Here is a 22,550-nt window from a genome sequence, read left to right on the forward strand (position 1 = left end):
AAAGCATAATAGATCAAACTTGATAAGAGTGGAATCGTTAAACTGCATACCACACTTCGGAGGAGAGCCGTGAGGTTAGCAGAACAACACAAAAGATTAACAGCAGAAAACCCCAGCAGGCGGGTGAAATCAAAGTTCGATCGCAAAAACCCGACACCGAAATCGGGAAGCGGAACTCGGATCGCAAATCAGTGGGGTTTATTTATGCTCCTAAATTCTCAATATAGCGAGTGCAAAGAAAAGCGATCGCAAAAATCTTGTTTGAGTTCTTGCCTTTTGCTCGTTTTTGCCACCACCGCCCTTTGCAACCATCAACCGTCAGTTATCGCTGCCGGGATACCGGGAGTGCAGCTACTTTCTCAGACGCTCGAGAGCGAGATTAACATACTGTACGTCAGCTCGATCGGTGGCAGCGACACAGGAGGCAACGGCAGCGATCGAGCTCCGTTTAAAACCCTTACCTACGCCTTAAGCGTCGCCCCGCCCAAAACAGCGATTTTGCTAGCGCCCGGTACTTACAGCGAGCAAACCGGCGAAAAATTTCCATTAATGCTCAGGCCCAGCGTGACAGTTCAGGGAAATCCCAACACTCGCGGTCAAAATATTGTCATCAAAGGCGGAGGATACTTTATCAGTCCGACTTCGGCGGGTCAAAATATTGCGATTTTAGGCGCAGATGGGGCGGGACTCAGCGGGGTGACGGTGACGAATACCAACTATCGGGGTTACGCTTTGTGGATCGAATCGAGTTCTCCGACGGTTGTCAACAATACTTTTTCTGGCAGCACTCACGACGGAATTTCGGTAGTGGGTACTTCCAGGCCTACGATTGGCGGGAATGTTTTCTCGAAAAATGGAGCTAACGGCATTACAATTTTTGGGAGTTCCCAGCCGGAAGTTCGAGATAATGTGTTTGAAAACACCGGATTTGGGGTGAATGTAGCGCAGAACGCTTCGCCTCTGCTAATCGGTAACAAAATTACTCGCAATAAAGATGGCGTGGTCGTGCAAGCTAATGCTAGACCTGTGCTGCGTAACAATTATATCGAGAGTAATCGCCGGGACGGAATTGTGGCGATCGCGAGTTCTCTGCCGGATTTGGGAACTGCCGCCGAACCGGGGGGCAATGTAATTCGCAACAACGGTCAGTACGATGTCAACAATGCGGCAAAAGGTCAAGTAATCCCAGCTTACGGCAATCAATTGTTGAGCAGCCGGACGACGGGTTCGGTTGATGTGGCGGGAACTTTTACGCCGCCGCCAATGGGGGGAAGTGCTTTGCAGCTAAGGGCCGATCGACCTCCCAGCATCGGTGGCCCAGACACTTCTCTCCCTGTTTACACTCCCGGTCGGCTAAGTCCCAGAGTTGAAAGAGCGCCACTTCCCCCACCTGCGCCCGTTTCCAGGCGACCAGTGCAAAATCGACCGACACCGCCAAGCGCTCAGTTGCAGCAAGAACTTTCTGGGAGGAATGCCGCTGCTTCATCGGTAGTCCCAGGGACAATCGCAATTCCCGTGCCCGATCCGAATTATCGATCGGTTTCGGAAAGTTCGGTACAGCAACCAATTATTCCTCCCAATTTTGATAGTTCCAGTTCGGTTGCTTCCGAAGGTAGATTGCCGGTTCCGGGCCGCAACATTCCTATCGGAAGGGGCGGCTATGTACCTGCACCTTTAGGGGGGAATTCTTTGCCCGATGCCGAGGATAATTCGCCGTCATTTGATAGAGCCAGAGCTTTGGGTTTCCGGTATCGAGTTGTGGTGGATACCGACAGGCCGGGCGATCGACAAAAAATGCAATCCCTCGTTCCCGATGCTTTTCGCTCTTTTTCCAGCGGGCGACCGGTGATGCAAGCCGGTGCTTTTCGGGAACGCGAAAAAGCTGATGAATTGCTACAAATGCTCAGCGCTAACGGTTTGAATGCTCGAATTGAGGAGATTAAATAGTTATTGGGCATTGGGCATTGGGGGTTGGGCATTGGGAATATCCTTTCCGGCTAAGCTGTTCGGCATTTAAAGGAGCTTAACCAATAACCAATAACCAATAACCAACAACAAAATTTTAGGGCCTAGCATATCGGATGCCAGACCCTAAAAAGTTTGTAAATTAAGTTGATTCAAGTGGGTTTTTAGCTCTGCTGAGTTTCAGCAAACTACAACTAAGGTGGACTTTTTTGCAACTACTCTGCATACGAGCTAGCTATCAGCGGAGTCTATTCAGACTTCTGTGTTTGACTGTTGTGCGATCGCAACTTTTGATTCATACAATAGCCTCAAGCTATCTAACCAATACGAATCGCAATGTCAACCTTTCTTTGCTAATAAGCTACACGGTTCAGGCGTTGCCTGCGAACTAGAGCCGATCGGGACAAATACTCTAATTCCAAATTTTTTATCCAAGTTTTTTGTGCTTCTTGGTTTTGCCCCTCATGTTTTTAAGTTAACACCAACTGCGCGCATAAAAACACTTTGTTTACCAAACTTGACACTTTTTGACGTGCAGAAATACTTCCAAAAGCGATTATTAACAATTTGTACGATCGCCCGATACCGCAACGTGCATATCCGGCACTTTGCGCTTGCTATCAACGCAGCAGAGCTTCCCAAGTTGCGCGGCCGACAATGCCGTCTGCTGGCAGTTGATATTGTCGCTGAGCCGCCTTGACAGCAGCTTGAGTTTCCGGGCCAAACACGCCGTCAGCACTCACCCGCAAAAATCCCTTGACCCGCAGCCGTTCTTGCAAATCTCTGACTGCCGCCCCCCGCATTCGTCTTCTTAAAACCGGAAAATTTGTTGGCTGCGCTTGGGGGTTAATCTCTGAGTTGTCGGCACTTACAGGAGCGTTGGCGATCGGGTTTTCGATCGCGCTCGGAGTCGCAGGAAACAGCCGGTTCCAAGTATCTTGACCGACTATGGCGTCGGGAGGCAGGCCTGCTGCTTCTTGGAACTGAGACACAGCTCTAGCGGTGCTTTGTGAGAAAATCCCGTCTACAGTGTCAGGGTAAAAGCCCAATAATTTAAGAGCAGCTTGGAGTTCGCTCACTTCCGAGCCGCGGCTGCCCAATTTGAGCGTGGGGCGGACGATCGCACCTGTTTGAGCGATCGGGCTGTTGCTGTTACTCTGTTCGGAGATAGGTAGCTGTGCGACAGCAGGAGTAGGGGCGATCGATCCCATTACCAATAAACCGCACAAACTCCAGCCGAAGAGCAAACTTGGAACCTCGCGGGCTTCATTCCAGCTTGCTGTCAAGTTTTGGGACATTGGGAATTCGACCTCTGCAAAACTGGTAGCGATCGTACATCAAATCTGGAAAAAATTGGGAATTTGGGCATTGGGAATTGGGCATCGGGCATTTACTGGTTCCGAGGCAAAGCCAGGTTCCCACATTAAATCAAAACTCGCAACTTTTCCTTCCTTGCCTTTCCTAAAAAAAATTTATCCCTCTCAAATAGCTGCAATTGGCAAAAAAACTGCTAGATTGCCCTACAGAAAACATTGAACCGCGTTCATTGGGCCCCAGCAACACCATGTCCGAATCCAGAACCGCCAGCCAAATAGACATCGGCAACGTCAACATCGGGAACTTCCAAGTCGGCAGCATCAGCGGCACCAAATACAACGATTTTAACGCCAACGGCCGCCCCGATCCCGGAGAAGTCCCCATTCCCAACTGGCAAATCTACCTCGACCTCAACAACAACGGCCAGCCAGAATTTAACGAACCTTCCACCCTTACAAACCCGCAAGGCAACTACATCTTCGCCAACCTGCCACCGGGAACGTACCAAGTTAGGGAAGTCCAGCAGCCGAACTTTCGCCAAACTACCCCAAATCCCGCACCCATCACGATTACCAGCGGCACAAACGCTGGCAATATCAATTTTGGCAACAACTTTAACGCAGGGACGATCGCAGGCACAAAATTCAACGACATCAACAACAACAGCAGCCGAGATCCCGGGGAACAAGGGCTAGCTAACTGGCAAATTTACCTCGACCTCAACCGCAACAACAGGCTCGACGGCGGCGAACCTGTTACTTTGACCAACCCTCAAGGCAATTACGCTTTTGTCAATATTCCCGCAGGTACATATTTGGTCCGAGAAGTCCAGCAACCGGGTTTTCGCCAAACCACGCCTGACCCCGGCCCGGTTAACGTTACTTCCAACGCCACTGTCAACAACATCAATTTTGGCAATGTCTTTTTTGTCGGCAGCATCAGCGGTCTCAAATACAACGACCTCAATGCCAACAGCGTCCGAGATGCGACAGACCCGCCTCTGGCCAACTGGCCAATTTACATGGACCTCAACGGCAACGGCAGCTTTGAGCCCGGCGAACCCAACACCATTACAAACCCGCAAGGCAACTACACTTTTGCCAATGTTTCTCCCGGCCGATATTTGGTGAGGGAAGCCCAGCAACCGGGATGGGTACAGACTACGCCAAATCCAGGCCCGATCGACATAATCGGCAATACCAACGTTGTGGGCGTCAATTTCGGCAACAATTTTCCTACCGGCAGCATCAGCGGCTTTAAGTTCAACGACATCAACGCTAACGGTATCAACGAACCGACGGAGCCGAGAGTTGCCAACTGGCCGATTTACCTTGACCTCAACAACAACGGCGGCCGAGACCCCAACGAACCTTCGACTTTAACAAACGCCCAAGGTAATTTCTCTTTTATTAACTTGCCCCAAGGGATCTATGTGGTGAGAGAAGTCCCGCAGCCGGGTTTTCGACAAACTACGCCCAATCCGACTCCGATCGCCGTCGGCAACGGCACGAATGCCACTAATCTCAGCTTTGGTAACGTGTTGGTGACGGGCACGATCAGCGGTGTGAAATTTAACGATTTTAACGCCAACGGTCGCCTAGATCCCGGGGAACCCCCGATCGCCAACACTCAGATTTACATCGACCTCAACAACAACAGCAGTTTAGATCCGGGCGAAGCGAGTACCTTAAGCGACCTTCAGGGCAATTACAGTTTCCGCAATGTTCCGGTAGGTAGTTATGTTGTCCGCGAAGTTCAGCCACCCGGTTTCATTCAAACGACTCCGCCTGCGGTGGTTGTTGTGTCGGCAGAGATTCGGGCTAGCAAAATCGATGTGGTGACGGGAGATGTGGTGACGGCAGATGCTGAGGGTAGGTTGGCTAAATCCTTGAAGGACGACCCGCTGACGAATGCCAGCAGCTATGCGGGACTGGAACCTGCAGGTAATATGGTGGCGGATAGCTTGCCTTTGAGCGAGGGTCGTGATAGCGATCGAATTACTAAATTTTTGCGTGATGGATCTTTGGCCAATTTAGGCAATATTCCTAACTTTGGGCAACAGAATGTCGGTCTGGAGCCTCACTCACAAAGTGGTAATGTTGTCAACACAAAGGAATTAATTAATAAGGGGGCGATCGGGAACTGGGTCAGCACTGTGGCTGCGAGAGATTTCTCGGTTATGTAGGGTGAGACAAAGCTCGATCGCCCGGAATCCCAAACCGCAGATAAAAATAACGAAGAGGTGAAAGGGCGCTCGCGTGATACCCTATTGTTGGCAACCTCCAACACTCAAGCCTAAGTTCCGGCAACTCCGAAGCTGGCTTGTATATTGGGTGCAAGACTCAGAGGTAGTAGCATCTCTGTGAGTGAGAAACTATCAGGTAATTCCCCCAAACCCATCGGCGTATTTCCAGTCAGGGCAAGTCATAATCAAGTCCGGTAGCTCGATCGATGCTGGTTCTGTGTCCTTGGCAATCCCAGAGGAGGCGATCGTCTAGGACAGTGAACCAGGACGAACAAGAACGATGCCGCCGGACTTGATGTCAGGGGGGAGAAGTCAGTCTTAGGCTTTTTAAAGCTCGAAACAGCAAGTATGTACGGACAGAGAAGGCGTGCAAATCCTGAAGAAGTTGCCCTCAAATTGCCAGGGTTCTTCAAAACCTGATATACTTGCCAGCGACAAAGCTTGAGGCATTGTTGTGTGAGATGGGAACATTACCTCAAGTGCAGACGTATGTAAAATCGAGTAGCGGTTGTCAGCTATTAGTAAAAACTACTCAGCAAGTTACAACCCATACAGTAGTCTGTAATTTACGTGGATTTAGGTGTGAAGGAGAGAAATCATGGCAGATAACTCAAATAACTCAAACGAAGAGCGCATTGCCCAGCAATTACAGCCAGTGGTGGTTGGGAATGCTGGCCCGGCAATTTTAGGCATCAAGTTCTTTGACCAGAACCGGGACGGCATCCGACAGCCAACTGAAATAGGTCTGCGGGATGTCCCCATTCTCCTCGAACCAGCAACAAGCAGCAACGGTGTATTTAATGCTGGTACTGGCGAACTCTCAACCACGACGGACGCTAACGGCGCGTTCTCATTCATAAATCTTGTCCCCGGCAACTACGTACTTACGGAAACGGCAATACCTCCTGGTTTAACCCCTACTACTCCCAACCCCCTAGCTGTCACCGTTGGCAACAGAAATGTCAACGTTTTGTTTGGCAACGGCCCAGTCGATCAAGGCAGCCGAATCGTTGGATGCAAATACCTAGACATAGATGCCGACGGCTTCCGAGATGGAAATGAACCGGGGATTAAAAATGTCAGGATTTATATTGATGCCAATGGCAACGGTCAACGCGATGCAGGGGAACCCAGCACCTTAACAGACAAAAATGGTGCATGGTCGTTCAACGTAGCACCCGGAACCTACAAGATTCGGGAAGAACGGATCATACGACAAATTAGTTCCGTTACCGGACTAGAAGTTAATGCTACAAACGCAGAACCCTTAGAAACACAAGATTTTCCCCAAAGCACACCCCCCGGCAACGTTCCCGTACTCGACGTGACGGTAGCAGCCGGTCAAACCTTTGCCTGCGCTCAAGTTGGCGATACTCCGCTCTATCAAATTGAAGTTAACAAATTTCGAGACATAGACCGCAACGGCTTGCGAAATGTTGTTAGTGGAGTATTGGAACCCCCGATTGCCCGAGTACCGTTTATTTTAGATGTCAACGGGAACGGTCGCTGGGATGGAGCAGGCTCCGAACCGATAGCCATCACAGATGCCAACGGAGTAGTTACCTTCAAGGATTTGCGAGCTGGCAATTACAGAGTGTTGGAAATTTTTCCAAGTGTACTGCCTGCTGAAGTAGGTGGTGGTGTCCCAGGAAACCTCAATGCTCCAGTATCAACCACTGCAAACCCCGCTCTGGTTTCGGCACCAGGGCCGCAGGCGCGATTCCAGGGTACGATCAGCAGAGAGCAACCGCTGCTAGTAGCAGACTCAACCTACACGCTGAAACCAAACGACCCTAAATTCGTAGACTCCAACCGCGACGGCGTTCAACAACCAGGTGAAAGATCGATCGCGACCACTGGTGAGCGGCCGATTTTTGCAGCCCCAGTTACAACTTTACCAGCCCCCAACCCCTCGCCATCACTTACCTTTTCTCCGGTTGGAGCTACTCAGGGTATTGGCAGTAATGCCGGTGTGGGCAACACTCTACCAATCATCAATGTCTTCAAGTACAATGACTTGAATGCCAACGGTCGCTACGAACCAAATCAGGGTGAAGCGCCAATTAGCGGTGTCAGTGTCTTCCTAGACACCAACAATAATGGCACTCCCGACACTGGAGAACAGCAACTCAGGACAAATGACCAGGGAAGAGCCGCCTTTACGAACTTGTCACCGGGCAACTATATCGTCCGCGAAGTTGTACCGCCGAATTTCTCGCCTTCTACTGCAGATCGCGTCGATGTTACCCTCAATCTTCAGGACGCCAACGTTACCTTTGCCAACACACCCAGCAGCAACATCACCGGGTGCAAGTTTGAGGACTTCAACCTGAACGGTTATCGAGATGGAAACGAACCAGCTATTCCTGGTGTCAGTATTTTTATCGATACTAATGGTGACGGTCAGTTGCAAGCAAATGAACCGACTACTACTACCAATCAGTTTGGTACCTTTGCATTCAACAATTTGCGCCCTGGCACTTACAAAATTCGAGAAGTAACGCCTCCTGGTTACTTCCAAACTACCCAACCAGTAGATGTTGTTCTCGGTGCAAATCAAACCTTTACTTGCGCTTTGGTCGGTAACTCCCGCCGTTACGACCTCTTGGTTCCTAAATTCCGAGATGACAACCGCAACGGTATAAAAGACGGAAACGAACCGCCTCTTGCCGATGTGCCCTTCACTTTGGATTTGAATGGCAACGGCCGCTACGATGCTGCAACAGAACCGCTGGTGAGAACTGATGCTGCTGGGATTGCTCGGTTTAATAATTTGTCTCCAGCCAGCTACTCTGTTTTGGAAGTCTTCGATACTCCGGGCGTTCCCAACAATTTCCCGATCCGAACTGGGCCCAACCCGGTTAGCTTTGACGTGCCGGGCCCTAACACAGTACCGACAACTCCAGAAAGAGTTATTCAGAGCGTCGATCCGGTGACTGGCGACACGGGTGTGGTAACTGCTTCTAGCATCCCCGATGCTCTGCTCGACGGCGGCATTTCACCGGATGCTACCGTTAACGCTAGCAGCGCCGATAGCTTGCTCGCACCTCAGAGTGCAGGTTTTAGCCCCTTTGTTAACGGGGACGATTTGCAACGCGAGGCGAGTTCGCTGGTTCTACAGTTTTTAGAAAATAACGGTCTCAATGACAAGGATTCTAAATGGATCTTGGGCGCTTCTTCTACTCAGAATGCTCAGCCTTCCTTCTCTTAATGTTAGGTTGGGTTTCTAGTTCGAGACTCAGCAATTAGTAACTAGCTTCTTTAAACTGCACGTCAAATCATTTTTTGGCGTGCTTTTTTCTGTTTTGACACTAATTAGAGGCTCGCGGGGCGGGTTTATCGATTTCTTGAATTACCGGAAATATTGTTCGTGAAACCCGCCTCTACAACAAATATATCCCGATGCTGCTAGAGGGGGGTTTTACCGACAATCTTTGAGGAAAACTCACAATTTATATAAACCAGCCCGCCACAATCATGGGTTCGGCTGACGGATTTATTTATCTCTTTAATTACTGTCTTTAGTCGTAGGGCACGATCGGCAAAAAGAGCGATTCCCCGCCTCAAGAAAACCTTTATTTATAGAGGTAGAACGTAGAGGAATATGTTATGCCAACTCAACAACAAACCAATCCGGCTCAACATCAAGAACAGCAACCCGGTATTGAATCCCAAATGACCCCGCAACCCCAATCCTTTGCGGAGGGTTATCGCGGTAGCGACAAATTACGGGACAAAATAGCCTTAATTACCGGCGGAGACAGTGGGATCGGGCGTGCAGTGGCGATCGCCTTTGCCAAAGAAGGCGCTAACGTGGTCATCAGCTATCTCAACGAAGATGATGATGCCAAAAAAACCAAAGAGGCGATCGAACAACAAGGCCGCCGCTGTATTGCGATCGCCGGCGACATCGGCGATGAAAGCATGTGTCAAAACCTTGTAGAACAAACAGTTAAAGAATTTGGCCATCTCGACATCTTAGTCAACAACGCCGCCGAACAACATCCCCAAGAAAGCATAGAAAACATCACCGCCGAACAATTAGAGCGCACCTTCCGCACCAACATTTTCTCCATGTTTTATCTTACAAAAGCCGCTCTCAAACACCTCAAAGAGGGAAGTGCAATTATCAACACTACCTCTGTCACCGCCTACAAAGGCAATCAACAATTACTAGATTACTCCTCCACAAAAGGAGCAATTGTTGCCTTTACCCGTTCTTTGTCTCAAAGTTTAGCTGAGAAAGGAATTCGCGTCAACGGAGTCGCCCCCGGTCCGATTTGGACGCCTCTAATTCCTGCAACTTTCCCTGAAGAAAAAGTGGAGAAATTTGGTGCAGACACTGCCTTGGGACGCGCAGGTCAACCCGATGAAGTTGCCCCCAGTTACGTGTTTTTAGCTTCAAAAGATTCGTCTTACATGACTGGTCAAATTTTGCATCCCAACGGCGGATCTGTTATTAACGGGTAGATTTGGCGCGAGTTAATATATAAATAACCGCATTTTGTGGGGGAACTTTCACCCACAACCTCTGACTATAACTCACCATATAAATAAACCCGCCCCCACAACCACGTTACCTAGGGCGGGTTTATTCATTTTTTTAGTTATATTCAATCTGCTAGCATCGTCGGGCGTAAAATCCAGTCAACAGTGATGCCCACTTAGCTTCGCCAAAGGGTTAACAATCACGGACGATGCAACCGAAATTGATACAATTAATCTGCCCTCATCTGCGGTTAAAAAAAGAGAATTTATCCAGCCGCAGATGACAAGAGATTGACGCAGATGAAGGCTGATGAAAAGAATAGATAAATGAATAATTCCGATGCTAACAGATTTGATATTAGTTTTTGAACATTGGTGAGTTTACACAAATGACACAAATGAGTTTACACAAAACAGTAATCCCGCTACGTGGGTAGCGGGATTGATAGGTTGCAGTTTAGCTAGTTTTTAGCTCGCCTAGAGCTACAATTAGCTCGCTGCTGAATTAGCTCAGGTTAGCCATTTCTTGCTGGATAGTGCTTTTGGCTGCTTTGAATTGAGTAGCCATTTGTTCCATTTGTGCTTCGCTCAAGTTGCGGCGAATTTGAGGGAACATATCGTTTTCTTCTTCTTTTACGTGATCTTGAACCGCTGTTTGGAGCTGTTTGATTTGGGCTTTGAACTCAGGAGAACTCGGGTTCATTGACTTAATCTTGGCGAGCATTTGCTTCATTTCTGCTTGCTCGTCGTACAGTTCTTGAGTGTTGCTGTAGTAGCTGCGAATTGCTGGGTAAACAACTTGTTCTTCGGCTTCGGCGTGAACGCTGAGGTCTTTGTAAAGTTGACCGAAGAATTCTTGTAGTTTTTGAGGATCGTCGGTGCTTGCGATTTCCATAAATAGGGTATCGGTTTTGCGGTGATCCATTGAGATGATTTCGGTAATGTTCATCTCATCTTTGCTGCGGGTAACTGCACCGCCGATGATGCCAGTCATGGCTGCCATTGCATCTTGTACGCGGGCCCAAACGCCTTGGTCGGGGTCTTTGCCGGTCAGTTCGCGCACGCCTAAAATTTCGAGAACTCCTTTAAGTTGTTCTTGGTGAGCGCGGTTCTCAAAGTTAACTGTGTTGAGGGGGGTAATGGCAGCTTCTATGTCAGCGCCGACTACTTGAGCAGCTTTGTGAATTAACAAACCGGCCATTGTTTGTTTGTGTTTGAGCAGTTCGTGCTGGCTGACTTTTTCAAACAATGTGAGTTCAGAACCTTGCATGAGTTTCTGAACTTCTTCAATCATTTTTGTGCTGGTTTCTTTGGGCTCGGCTTGAATGCCGTATTGCACGATCGTAGTTTCTAATACGCCCAAGTTTTTGCGATCGTCTTCGAGCATATCTCGGAAGCGCTGGGCTAGTTCGGAGTCGTTGCAGGAATTGATGAACAATTGCTCGTTAGCGATCAACAGGTTTTGCAGCGCTTTCATGTCTGCTAATTTAGTGGCGATCGCTTGGCGCTTGGTATCTTCTAGGGTAGCTACCATCTGTCGTTTCTCCTCTCAATGTCTTTAGTGTTCTTACATCTCTTAATTTATTGATATATTCTGATAACATCCTCTTTCTCCCGACTGATTCATTAATATCCCGCGCAACCTATTGACTTTTAAACCAAGAAATGATAGTTAATTAATGCTAAGGTCGTTTTTGAAAAAAGCAGAAATTACCCTTAATAACAACCGCCAACTGACAACTACCAAGCGCCAACTGCCAGCAGTCAACTGACAACTGCCAACAGAAGACGGACTTTTGTATCAATTAATCCCGATCGCATAGCTGGAAGGCGCTACCATAGTTGCAGCCGAAGTTAACTAAAGTTTAAGAATAACTAGCTTGTCTCAACTGCTCACTGCTTTAGAGTTCCCAGCCAATGTCTGGAAGCTGAATAATGGGTTAACGGTCATTCACCAGCGGATTTCGGCCACACCGGTGGTCGCGCTAGACGTGTGGGTGAGGGCTGGCGCTACGCTGGAGCCAGATTCTTGGTCGGGAATGGCTCATTTTCTAGAACACATGATATTCAAAGGGACGGATTCGATCGCGCCGGGAGAATTTGACCAGGTAATCGAAAATCGCGGCGGTGTCGCCAACGCAGCTACAAGTCACGACTACGCGCATTTTTTTGTTAACGCAGCAGCCGATTATTTAGCAGAAACAGCCCAGCCGCTGGCAGAATTGCTGTTGCGGGCTTCGATTCCGGATCGGGAATTCGATCGCGAGCGAGATGTGGTACTCGAAGAAATCCGTCAAGCTCAAGACAATCCCGATTGGCTGGGTTTCCAAGCCATGATGGAAACAGTTTACCAGCGGCATCCCTACAGGCGATCGGTACTCGGCACGGAAGAGCTGCTGATGTCGCGAACTCCCCACGAAATGCGCTGTTTCCACCGATCGCACTATCAGCCGGAAAATATGACTGTGGTGGTAGTCGGGGGAATTGATGAAGAACAGGCTAGGGAGATCACGGCGAAAGCATTCGAGCAGTTTTCAGACAGGTGGGATTGTCCCAAATTAACTGCAGAGGCGGAACCGCCACTGATAGAAATTCGCCGTCAGGAATTGGGCCTCCCCCGATTGGAACAAGCGCGGCTGATGATGGCCTGGACGGGCCCGGGAGTTGAACATTTGCAAAGTGCTTGCGGCTTGGATTTGCTGTCGGTGTTGCTCGCAGACGGGCGGACTTCGCGTTTAGTCAGGGAACTGCGGGAAGAATTACAATTGGTAGAGGCGATCGACAGCACTTTCTCGCTGCAACGGGAATCGAGTTTATTTACTATCAGTGCAGTCTTGGAAGCCAAGGATGTCGAACAGGTGGAATCTCGGATTTGCGATCGACTTTGGCAATTGCAGTCTGAGCCAGTTTCCGAGGTAGAATTGCTCCGCTGTCAGCGTTTGCTGTGCAACGATTTTGCTTTCTCCCTCGAAACGCCGGGACAGCTCGCCGGTCTTTACGGATATTACAATACGATCGCCACTGCGGAATTAGCGCTCAGCTATCCCACCAGGATTAAAGCATTTGGGCCTTTAGACCTCCAGCGCCTAGCTCAACAATATCTCTCTCCCCGACGCTATACAGCCGTGGTACTCAAACCAATCTAATAACGGTTGACGGTTGACGGTTGACTGTTAATTGAAAAAAGGTAAGAGAAGACTTGCAGCTAAAATAGCAAGAGCGATGGTTACATTAAGTCATCATCGTTTTAGGCATATTAAACATATGTCATACAAAGTAGATTTAGGTGGATTCCTAGATTTACCGGGTTAAATGTATCTGTTACTGTGGTCAACAATCAACAGCGAACAGTCAACAGCCAACAGTCAACAGTCAACAGTTAACAAAGAATTCAATGAAAAATGAAATCCAGCGCACGGTTTTAGACAACGGTATTGTTGTCTTAGCAGCAGAAAATCCAGCAGCAGATATTATTGCAGCTAGGATATTCCTGCGGGCCGGCAGTCGCTACGTGCAGCCGGAACAAGCAGGATTGTGTCACTTGCTGTCGGCGGTAATGACTAAGGGAACCGATCGGCTGTCTTCGCTGGAAATTGCCGAGCGTGTAGAATCGGTGGGAGCGAGGTTGAGTGCCGACTCTACTACAGACTATTTTTTAGTGAGTTTGAAGACGGTTTCTGCAGATTTTGAGGAGATTTTGGAGTTGGCGGCGCAATTGACGCGATCGCCTACTTTCCCGGAAGCTGAAGTCGAACTCGAACGCCGCATTGCCATATCGGCAATTCGATCGCAACAAGAACAGCCGTTTGCGATCGCCTTCGAGCAATTGCGGCACGCGATGTACCAGGAACATCCCTATGCTTTTTCTCCCTTGGGCACGGAAGCTACGATGTCAAAGCTCACCAGAAACGAGCTCGAAGACTTCCACAAAACCTATTTCCGTCCCGATAATGCAGTTATTTCTATAGCCGGCAGAATATCCACCGAAGATGCGATCGCCCTGATCGATCGAACTTTTGGATCCTGGAAAGCGCCTTTAACACCCCTGCCAACTTTAAGCGTCCCCCCCCTGTCACCCTCCCCTGAATCGGTCGTTACGGCGCAAGATACGCAGCAATCAGTGATTATGCTGGGCTACCTCGCACCCTCTGTCAAAAATCCCGACTACGCAGCGATTAAGTTGCTGAATACTTATTTGGGTAACGGTTTGTCGAGCCGATTGTTTGTGGAATTGCGGGAAAAGCGGGGCTTGGCTTACGACGTTTCCGCGCTCTACGCGACGCGCTTGGACACGGCTCAGTTTGTCGTGTACATGGGTACTGCGCCGGAAAATACGGCGACTGCTTTTGAAGGATTGCGCGCAGAAGTCGATCGACTCGCCAACACCGAACTAAGCGAGGAAGAATTGCAAGCTTGCAAGAATAAAATGCTCGGTCAATATGCTTTAGGAAAACAAACTAATTCGCAAATTGCCCAAGTTTTAGGTTGGTACGAAATTTTGGGATTGGGAATTAAATTTGACCAGCAGTTTCAAGAAGAAATTGCACAGGTGACAGCTTCACAAGCGCGGGATGCTGCTAAGAAATATTTTGTAGAACCGTATATTTCTTTGGTTGGCCCGGAGGCGGCGATTGCAGAGTTGGGAGTGGCGGCTGTTTGTTGAGTAGGAAATGGGCGATCGAACTTTTCAAAAGTTCGATCTGTTCGATCTGATTATACGCGAGCGCCCGGACCTGATATAAGCTCCAGCAGAATATGTCAATATCCCACCGATGGTTGAATATTCACTAACATCATTAGGTGAAATTTTCCTCGAGCCGATCGCAACGCTTTACGAGTGGGGTGAGATACATCTTGCTGACTTAGCAGCGATTCGTACTAATCGAGAAAATGCACAATGAGCGATCGAACGGCTCAAATCAGCGGCCGTAGATGTCTTTAACTCAGCACCCCGGGTTTCGTCTGTATGCTGGATTTAATTTGTTCTGCCGCGCCCGTTCATTCACTTGGCACCACTTCGCGTGACGCTAGGAAACCAAGGACAATTGCCACCAAAATCAATGCTGGAACATCGCCGAGGAGGTGTCCGCGTTCCGCAGAATCAATCACTGCGTGTACCGCCATGATCAGCCCGTGGACCACACTCGACCACACGGTGAACCAGATTAAGCTGAGATGCGTTTCTGGTTTTCGAGAAGCCCACAGCAAAAAGACACCAAGCGTCGCATAAATGCCGACGATCATCTGTTCGTATTCGTATTGACCTGGTTGCCACGACCAGCCAGACGACCAAACCTTCATCAGTGGATAGACAAGCAGAAAGGCAATTCCGACAACAACAAGGGCGATTCGCAAGTATCGATGATGCTGATCCATTGCTCTAACCTCCTATTATTTTCGAGTATAGTCTCTACCAACTAGATTCGTATTTTCGCAGTAAATATCTTGAGCTCGATCAAAATAATACCTCCCACGATTGTGGTGCCGTTCTAAACGCTTCTGAATCAACCACAAAGAAGGTGCTTATCAAGATCGGCTTCCCGCCACACCCCCATAGAGGACTTGTCGCATAACGGTTGATTTGAGCGGCAAACGATCCATCCTAACTAAAAATATCATAATTGAACGTTTTCTGTTCCGGAGCGGTCTAAATTGAACAGACGCCCGATATGTCTAATTTATATGTACTTAGTAAAGCACTTTCAGATAAAAAAAGAGCTGACTCCGTGGGTTAGCGGACTCCTCGCCGCTTCCCTGCTGGCAGGAGTAGGCTACACAGCTTACAGCCAACTCACAGTCAAATCCAGCCGCGAAACCAGACGCAGGGAAAAAACCGTTGCTGTAGAAAGGGTGAACCTGCCGATTACAATTTCGGCAAACGGCACAATTGTGCCCGAACGTTCCGTTAACGTCAGCCCCAAAACTTCAGGAATGCTCAAAAGTTTGCTTGTCAAGGAAGGAGATAAGGTTGAACAAGGGCAGATTCTCGCCTACATGGACGACTCCAACCTCCAAGGGCAACTTACCCAAACTCGCGGACAACTCGCAGCCGCCGAAGCAAACCTGCAAAAATTGCTCAACGGCACTCGAACCCAGGACATTGCTGTGGCTAAGGCAGTGTTAGCAGAACAACAGGCAAGTCTGGAAAAATTGCTCAACGGCAATCGAAGCCAGGATATTGCCGTAGCTGAGGCACAACTAGCTGAACAACAGGCGAATTTACAAAAATTGCTCAACGGCAATCGAAGCCAGGATATTGCCGTAGCTGAGGCACAACTAGCTGAACAACAGGCAAATTTACAAAAATTGCTTAAGGGCAATCGCCCTGAAGACATAGCCCAAGCAATCGCCAAACTCAAAGATGCCGAATACGCCAAAAACCAAGCTGAGGAAGACTTTCAGAGAAATCAGGAACTCTATAATGCCGGAGCCCTTGCTTTGCAAGTTGTCAACAACTCCCGCACCGCGCGCGATCGAGCTCAAACGCAAGTCAGACAAGCCGAACAAGCTGTAGCTTTGCTGAAAGCGGGTACTCGCCCTGAAGAAATCGCTTCGGCGCGCGCTGCTGTGGAGCAAAAACGGCAAGCTTTGACCCTGGCGCGATCGGGCGCACGCCCCGAAGAAATCGCAGCAGCCCAGGCCGCCGTCGAGCAAAAACGGCAAGCTTTGGCCCTGGCGCGATCGGGCGCACGCCCCGAAGAAATCGCAGCGGCGCAGGCGGCCGTCGAGCAAAAACAGCAAGCTTTGGCGCTGCTAGAAGCAGGTTCTCGCCCCGAAGACATCGCCCAAGCCCGCGCCCAAGTTCTCGCCGCTAGAGGCAGCCTGCAAAGCGTTCAAGCGCTGATCGGCGACACTGTGCTGCGGGCTCCTTTCACCGGCACTGTCACCCGCAAGTACGCCGATCCGGGCGCTTTTGTGACTCCCACGACGGCAGGTAGTGCGGTTTCTTCGGCTACTTCTTCTTCGATTTTGTCCTTAGCTTCAAAAAATCAATTAGTAGCAAACGTAGCAGAAACTAATATTTCTCAGATTAAGATCGGCCAGGCTGCGTCTATTCAAGCCGATGCTTTTGCGGGAAAGACTTTTGCAGGTAAAATCACTCAAATTTCGCCTCAGTCGATCGTCCTGCAAAATGTGACAAGTTTTGAGGTAAAAGCGGCAATTATTAATGATGATAAAGAAATGCTGCGATCGGGTATGAATGTGAATGTGGAATTTAAGGCCGGTGAACTTAAAAATGTTTTGGTAGTTCCGACTGCGGCAATTGTCCGCCAACAAAGGGAAACGGGGGTTTTTGTTCCCGGTGGAGAAGATGGCAAACCTGCTTTTATGCCGATTAAGACTGGTATGACGGTGGATGACAAGACGGAAGTGCGATCGGGTTTGAAAGGAAATGAAAAAGTGCTGCTTACTTTCCCGCCCGGATCGCGGCCTAGATCCCAAAATCCATCGTCGGGTGGAATTCCGGGTTTGCAACCGGGTGGCGGCACTCGTTTGCGTTAGTAGTCATTAGTCATTAGTTAGTGGTTGACAATTACCAATTGCCAATTACTAATTTCTAATTATTACTTACCAATTATCACTTACCAACAGCACTACACGGATAGCGGTTTTTTTCCTCTTGCTTCTTCTTTCTTCCGTGTTGCTTATTCCTTCTTCCTTCAATTTCCGGCTTACCCATTACCCATTACCCATTACCAATGAAATTACAGACTCGCCCCCGCACCAACAAAATCTCTAACGTTCAAATCGCTTTCATGGCGACAGAGGCGCTGTGGAATAACAAATTACGTACCAGTTTAACTATGCTGGGCGTAATTATTGGGATATCTTCGGTAATTGCCATTACTTCCGTGGGACAGGGAGTACAAAAATCAACTGAAGAACAGTTAAAGGCTTTGGGTACAAATGTGCTGTTGGTGTTATCCGGCGCTGCGCGATCCGGTGGTGTCAGTCAGGGAAGCGGTTCTGCTACTACCCTTACTTGGGATGACGCAAAGGCGATCGGCAAACAAGCTCCTGCTGTTAAGGCAATTTCGGCTTATTTGCAGCGCCAAGTGCAAGTCGTTTATGGCGGACAAAATTCATTTACTGCTATTTTGGGAACAGATTTAAATTATCCCGATGTCAAGAACATTCAACCTCAACAAGGACGGTTTTTTAACGAGGATGAATTGAATGCTGCTGAGCCAGTAGTTGTCCTCGGTTCTAAGGTGCGGGACGAACTTTTTGGAGCCGGAGCTAATGCGCTCTCCTCCGATATTCGCATTCAGGGAAACCGCTATAAGGTCATTGGAGTGATGGAAAGCAAGGGGTCTGTAGGGGGAACCGATCAGGACGATCGAGTGTATATTCCCCTCAAAAATATGTCTTCGCGGATTGTGGGCAGAAATTCTTTAGCGGGGATTGCGATCTCTGGTTTTTGGTTGGAAACTGCGGGCGAAGCGGATTTAGCGGATGCTCAATTTCAAGTAGAAAATATCATGCGCTTGCGCCACAATATTTATCCGCCACAACCGGATGATTTTCGAGTTGTAAATCAAGCTGAGATAGTTAATACTTTCAGCAATGTGATAGGTTTATTTACGGTTATGATCGGAGCGATCGCCGGAATTTCTTTGGTGGTTGGCGGCATCGGTATTGCTAATATTATGTTGGTGTCTGTTGTAGAACGTACTAAGGAAATCGGGATTCGCAAAGCCGTAGGCGCTACTAATGCAGCAATTCTGATTCAATTTATGGCGGAATCTATTTTAGTTTCCACGGTGGGGGGAACGGCGGGTATTGGGTTGGGAGTTGCGATCGCCTTTGGGGCTTCGACAGCGTTCAAATTTCCGTTTGTGGTTTCTGTATGGTCGATCGCAGCCGGTTTTGGGCTGTCTTTTACTGTCGGGTTGTTAGCTGGAGTATTGCCGGCTCGGAATGCGGCTCGCTTAGATCCGATCGCAGCCTTGCGGAATGATTGAACTTAGTGACGATCGCCCCAGTTAAATTGAAAAGTCCTGCACGCAAGTGTGACAATTATAGTCCTGGGCTTACGTGTGGTCTGAAACCGGGTTTGATGCACGATCGGACTTGGTTGTCGGCGACAGATGCGCTAATTCGCTAACGCGACTCAGACAAAAATTCCATCAAAAAAGGCTGCAAACTAACACAGGCAAAGGGTTTGAGCTTGAATTGGGATCAGTCCAGAACTGACAAGGATTTCAGCTATGACGTGGCATCCAAATCTTTCCCTTACCTAGACAGCTTTTCAGGTCTTTAAGGGGCTAGAAAATGTCTAAATCCCATTAAAAATAATATATAGCCTTTCTCATAAAGATGAGGTACAAAAACGGCAGTGAGTAAACCAATTCCAAATATTTTTGCCCTGTAACGGCATTAAATCGAAACCAACAGTACCTTTGCTAAATCTTGATAATTACCTGACGGGGTGACAACCCCGTCAAAACCCTGATAAAATCAAGGATATAGCCCTCATCCCTCGGTGAAAAAAGGGTAGCTTATTTCGTCTAATCCTGATTAATTCTGCAATAATATCTTGACAAAACTCCATCCCAACTACCCAAGATTGACCATATATCCCAATCCAAAAGCTACTGTGTCGTCGCTGGGAACGTTGAGATTCTGTGAGGCGACCGACATACTTTTGAATTCCCATCTGCTTGATTTTTTGACCTTGTAGGATAGCAGAACTATAAGCAAGAGCAATGAGGAGGATTAATTTCTGTAAGCGTTCATTACTAGCATAACTCTTCTCTAAATTATAACGACCTGTTTTACAATCTTTGAACATGGCTTTTATACCCATGCGACTTTTGAAAGCAGAAATCGCTGCCTGATGCGTCTCTAAGTTAGTGAGAAGATACCAAGCTTCATCCTCCCCCTTGCCCTGATATTTACGACGCCAATAACCAGCCACATTAAACAAGCCAAATCCTTTTTGCTTAGTGACTTTAACACCTGTGAGGAAAAGGCGAGTTCCGGGTAACATTCCCAGCTCGGATAAATGGGTGTACTCAGCAAATTCTTGCTGAATATAGCGCTCCTGTTTTACCCTAAGAACAAACTTTACATTCTGCTCGCACAGGCAGCTTCCAAGCTTAACACTGCCAAATTCTCGATCTCCTATAATGATAATTTTGTAATCCTTTAAAAGCGTTAAAATCGGTGTAATTAGAGACTGCTGCTCGGCAATATTACTACTTCCCTTCTTATCCAAGAGTTGCCAGTATAGGGGAATAGCTCGCTTGTCCCAAATCAGGCTAATTACAAAAACATTTTTGTCGCCCCATTGTGTGCGATCGATAGCCAGGTTTAACGATTTATGATTTTTAAATTTTTCCTTTAATATTTATTTGATGAGAGGAAACCAGAGACTTTCTACTTGGAGGCAATCCAATTTGAGAAATCGTTGCAGGCTACGCCTGCGACTTTCAAATTGAATCGGGTAAGGCATCAAAGAAGCTAGCAATTCCAGGCTTACTTGTTTGTGGCAAGTAAGCAGATATACTAACAGGGTAAGAGCATCTCAATCAAGCTTGACAAAAGGAGTTGAGAACAGTCATCATATAATCATTATTCATAGAAGCCTGTTTGATTTTTTGACGAAGACTACGCTGCAATGTTTTCTCCTGATTAAGAGCGTTAAGTGCCATCCGTCTCAGGATGGCAAAATTACTCTTGACTATGACCTGAACGAATCCGACATTGATCCTCATGGAACGTGACTTCTATTGTCCAATGACCTTGGTTTTCAATAGTCCAATGTTGACGAATGGCACGACCAAGATGTTGAGCAGCCGCAGGCAGAGAAGTCAGATAAAATTGGACTTCATGAGTCGTTTTGTTCCAAAGATGGCGGATTCTTTCAATAATGACAATGATTTGCAGTCCCGACCACTGGTCTTGTTGATAAAGACCACCGAAAGCCTCTAAAGGAACAGCCCAAACATAACGTTTTTCAGTGCGATGGTGTCCCTTTTCAATCTGTTGGTTATAACTAACGTTAAGGCCTTCCAAGTTATTAGCTCTTCTGGTATCAAACCATTCTTTAACCTGAGAATGTAAAGTGGGATGATTGGCTTTAAGAGATACAATATAATCAGCTTTTTTGTAGCGAATTTGTTTCACAATCTCGCTTTGCGTTCCCATCGCATCAATGGTAACGATCGCCCCGGTCAGGTCTAGTAATTCTAAGAGTGCCGGAATAGCCGTAATCTCGTTGGAATGATACTCAACTTTAACTTGCCCTAAAACTAAACGCTGTTCACTTGCCCAAGCCGTGACCAAATGCAAAGCTTTTACGCCTTGATTACGGTCATAAGAACCTCTAACACTTTTGCCATCAATGGGGATAATCTCGCCAACTACCGAACCAAGCATACTTTGAAGCCACTTCGCTAAACATTGTTCTAAAGCATCAGGATTGATTTTTTCAAAGACTCGTCGAAAAGTATCATCACTCGGAATACCATTGGGTAATTCGAGAAATTCCTCTAACCATTGTTGTTTAGCGATGCCATAATTTTCCATGTCTTCCCAACCTTCGGCACCGCTAATGACGGCTAAAATAGAGATTACTAAAATATCTTTTAATAAATGTTTTTGGGTTCTTTGAACTCTGGGGTCGGGGAGCTCTGCTACATAATTCAATAAATTAGCTTGGATTTCGCTTAGAGGTGTTAACTGTCGTTTTTCTGCTCTTTTAGCTTGAGATTTTACAGCGAGTTTCAATCTAGGTGCAAAACCATTTGTCATTGTCTTTAACTCCGTTTCAACTTGATTGACTTTGTTAAGAGTCAAACTTGATTATAGGTTTGAGTTCGGTTCACAGGTATAAAGTCTATTGGCGTTTTTTTGTCAAGTACAATTTATACCAAATTAGATGAGCTTACCCTGGATATACTAAAATCTTTAAAGTCAGGTATTCGGTAGCTTTTAGCTGTTCTTGTAAGTGGATTTGGTAAAATGAAGGAAACATATTTAATAGATGGGGGGTTTTCACAATCACGACCCCATCTTTTTTTACCACAAAAGCTCCAAAAGCTCTACAGCAAATGCTTTTGACGGGGTTGTCACCCCGTCAGGATAATTACTCGTCTTGATAGAACGCAGAATATTTTTAAGTTTTACCCATAAATTTTTAATTGGGGATAAGTCCGGCGAATAGGGCGATAAATATATTAATTTTGCCCCTTTTTTGGATGGCTTTTTCTAATTATTCCTCGGTAGAAATAGTACACTTATACATCACTAAACAACCCAATTTACCTAATTTTGGCAAGGGTTTTCAGATGATAAAATCCTCAAATGTAATTACATTTGAGGATTTTACTAAATTGACTGATGTTATGACTTCATTGACCGATATATAGCCTTTTTCAAAAAGATGAGGTATCATGTTACTGACCCTCAATCGTGAGGGTCAAACATAGAATATCAAAACAAATTAACTAGGTAGTCCTGCATAGCAAGGAAAATCAATGGTTTTAATTGATAGATAAACTGGCGTTATACTCATGAATAAAATACC

General features: G+C 47.4%; 13 protein-coding genes and 2 pseudogenes. 9 read left to right on the forward strand and 6 right to left on the reverse strand.

Features of this window, described 5'->3' with window-relative positions; genetic code table 11:
* Positions 1-69 precede the first annotated feature (69 nt).
* The gene (locus QUA53_RS21710) at positions 70-1,947 is read left to right on the forward strand and encodes a DUF1565 domain-containing protein (RefSeq protein ID WP_333099317.1); all 1,878 of its coding nucleotides are present in this window, start codon (positions 70-72) and stop codon (positions 1,945-1,947) included.
* A gap of 638 nt (positions 1,948-2,585) precedes the next feature.
* Here the strand turns inward: QUA53_RS21710 and QUA53_RS21715 are convergent.
* A complete protein-coding gene (locus tag QUA53_RS21715; protein WP_333099318.1) occupies positions 2,586-3,263 on the reverse strand; it encodes a peptidoglycan-binding protein in 678 nt (225 codons plus the stop codon).
* A 266-nt stretch (positions 3,264-3,529) separates the two neighbouring features.
* On the opposite strand from QUA53_RS21715, the gene QUA53_RS21720 reads away from it, so the two are divergent.
* The 3 genes from QUA53_RS21720 (at position 3,530) to QUA53_RS21730 (ending at position 9,997) form a co-directional block, all read left to right on the forward strand.
* Positions 3,530-5,467 (forward strand): SdrD B-like domain-containing protein, encoded by a 1,938-nt coding sequence (locus QUA53_RS21720; RefSeq protein WP_333099320.1) that lies wholly within the window; start codon positions 3,530-3,532, stop codon positions 5,465-5,467.
* A gap of 658 nt (positions 5,468-6,125) precedes the next feature.
* Positions 6,126-8,738, forward strand: coding sequence for an SdrD B-like domain-containing protein (locus tag QUA53_RS21725; protein WP_333099322.1), 2,613 nt, complete (start codon positions 6,126-6,128; stop codon positions 8,736-8,738).
* 398 nt (positions 8,739-9,136) lie between these two features.
* On the forward strand, positions 9,137-9,997 hold the full coding sequence (locus QUA53_RS21730) for an SDR family oxidoreductase (RefSeq protein WP_333099323.1): 861 nt from the start codon (positions 9,137-9,139) through the stop codon (positions 9,995-9,997).
* A 523-nt stretch (positions 9,998-10,520) separates the two neighbouring features.
* Here the strand turns inward: QUA53_RS21730 and QUA53_RS21735 are convergent.
* Positions 10,521-11,549, reverse strand: a complete 1,029-nt coding sequence (locus QUA53_RS21735) for a hemerythrin domain-containing protein (RefSeq protein ID WP_333099324.1) — start codon at positions 11,547-11,549, stop codon at positions 10,521-10,523.
* 346 nt (positions 11,550-11,895) lie between these two features.
* Between QUA53_RS21735 and QUA53_RS21740 the strand changes: the two genes are divergently transcribed.
* The 3 genes from QUA53_RS21740 to QUA53_RS29310 all read left to right on the forward strand — a co-directional run bounded on the left by QUA53_RS21740 (position 11,896) and on the right by QUA53_RS29310 (position 14,916).
* On the forward strand, positions 11,896-13,161 hold the full coding sequence (locus tag QUA53_RS21740) for a pitrilysin family protein (protein WP_333099326.1): 1,266 nt from the start codon (positions 11,896-11,898) through the stop codon (positions 13,159-13,161).
* Positions 13,162-13,409: 248 nt separating this feature from the next.
* The gene (locus QUA53_RS21745) at positions 13,410-14,678 is read left to right on the forward strand and encodes a pitrilysin family protein (protein WP_333099327.1); all 1,269 of its coding nucleotides are present in this window, start codon (positions 13,410-13,412) and stop codon (positions 14,676-14,678) included.
* A gap of 100 nt (positions 14,679-14,778) precedes the next feature.
* Complete coding sequence (locus QUA53_RS29310; RefSeq protein ID WP_445304967.1) at positions 14,779-14,916, forward strand: hypothetical protein; 138 nt, start codon at positions 14,779-14,781, stop codon at positions 14,914-14,916.
* A gap of 97 nt (positions 14,917-15,013) precedes the next feature.
* Here QUA53_RS29310 and QUA53_RS21750 read toward each other — a convergent pair whose 3' ends face one another.
* Entirely contained in the window at positions 15,014-15,391 is a 378-nt protein-coding gene (locus QUA53_RS21750; protein WP_333036129.1) for a DUF6632 domain-containing protein, read from the reverse strand.
* A gap of 306 nt (positions 15,392-15,697) precedes the next feature.
* Between QUA53_RS21750 and QUA53_RS21755 the strand changes: the two genes are divergently transcribed.
* Together QUA53_RS21755 and QUA53_RS21760 are read left to right on the forward strand one after the other, a co-directional pair.
* Positions 15,698-17,518, forward strand: a complete 1,821-nt coding sequence (locus QUA53_RS21755) for an efflux RND transporter periplasmic adaptor subunit (protein ID WP_333099329.1) — start codon at positions 15,698-15,700, stop codon at positions 17,516-17,518.
* A gap of 197 nt (positions 17,519-17,715) precedes the next feature.
* Positions 17,716-18,981, forward strand: coding sequence for an ABC transporter permease (locus QUA53_RS21760; RefSeq protein ID WP_333099331.1), 1,266 nt, complete (start codon positions 17,716-17,718; stop codon positions 18,979-18,981).
* Between the two features lie 479 nt (positions 18,982-19,460).
* On the opposite strand, the gene QUA53_RS21765 is transcribed toward QUA53_RS21760, so the two are convergent.
* The 3 genes and pseudogenes from QUA53_RS21765 to QUA53_RS29315 form a co-directional block, all read right to left on the reverse strand.
* On the reverse strand, positions 19,461-20,369 hold the full coding sequence (locus QUA53_RS21765) for an IS4 family transposase (protein WP_333099336.1): 909 nt from the start codon (positions 20,367-20,369) through the stop codon (positions 19,461-19,463).
* Positions 20,370-20,550: 181 nt separating this feature from the next.
* Positions 20,551-21,775, reverse strand: a pseudogene (locus QUA53_RS21770) (ISAs1 family transposase).
* Positions 21,776-22,042: 267 nt separating this feature from the next.
* Positions 22,043-22,207 (reverse strand): annotated as a pseudogene (locus tag QUA53_RS29315) (hypothetical protein); the annotation flags it as partial.
* Positions 22,208-22,550 lie beyond the last annotated feature (343 nt).

Source organism: Microcoleus sp. Pol12B3 (assembly GCF_036701355.1).
Classification (GTDB): Bacteria; Cyanobacteriota; Cyanobacteriia; order Cyanobacteriales; family Microcoleaceae; genus Microcoleus.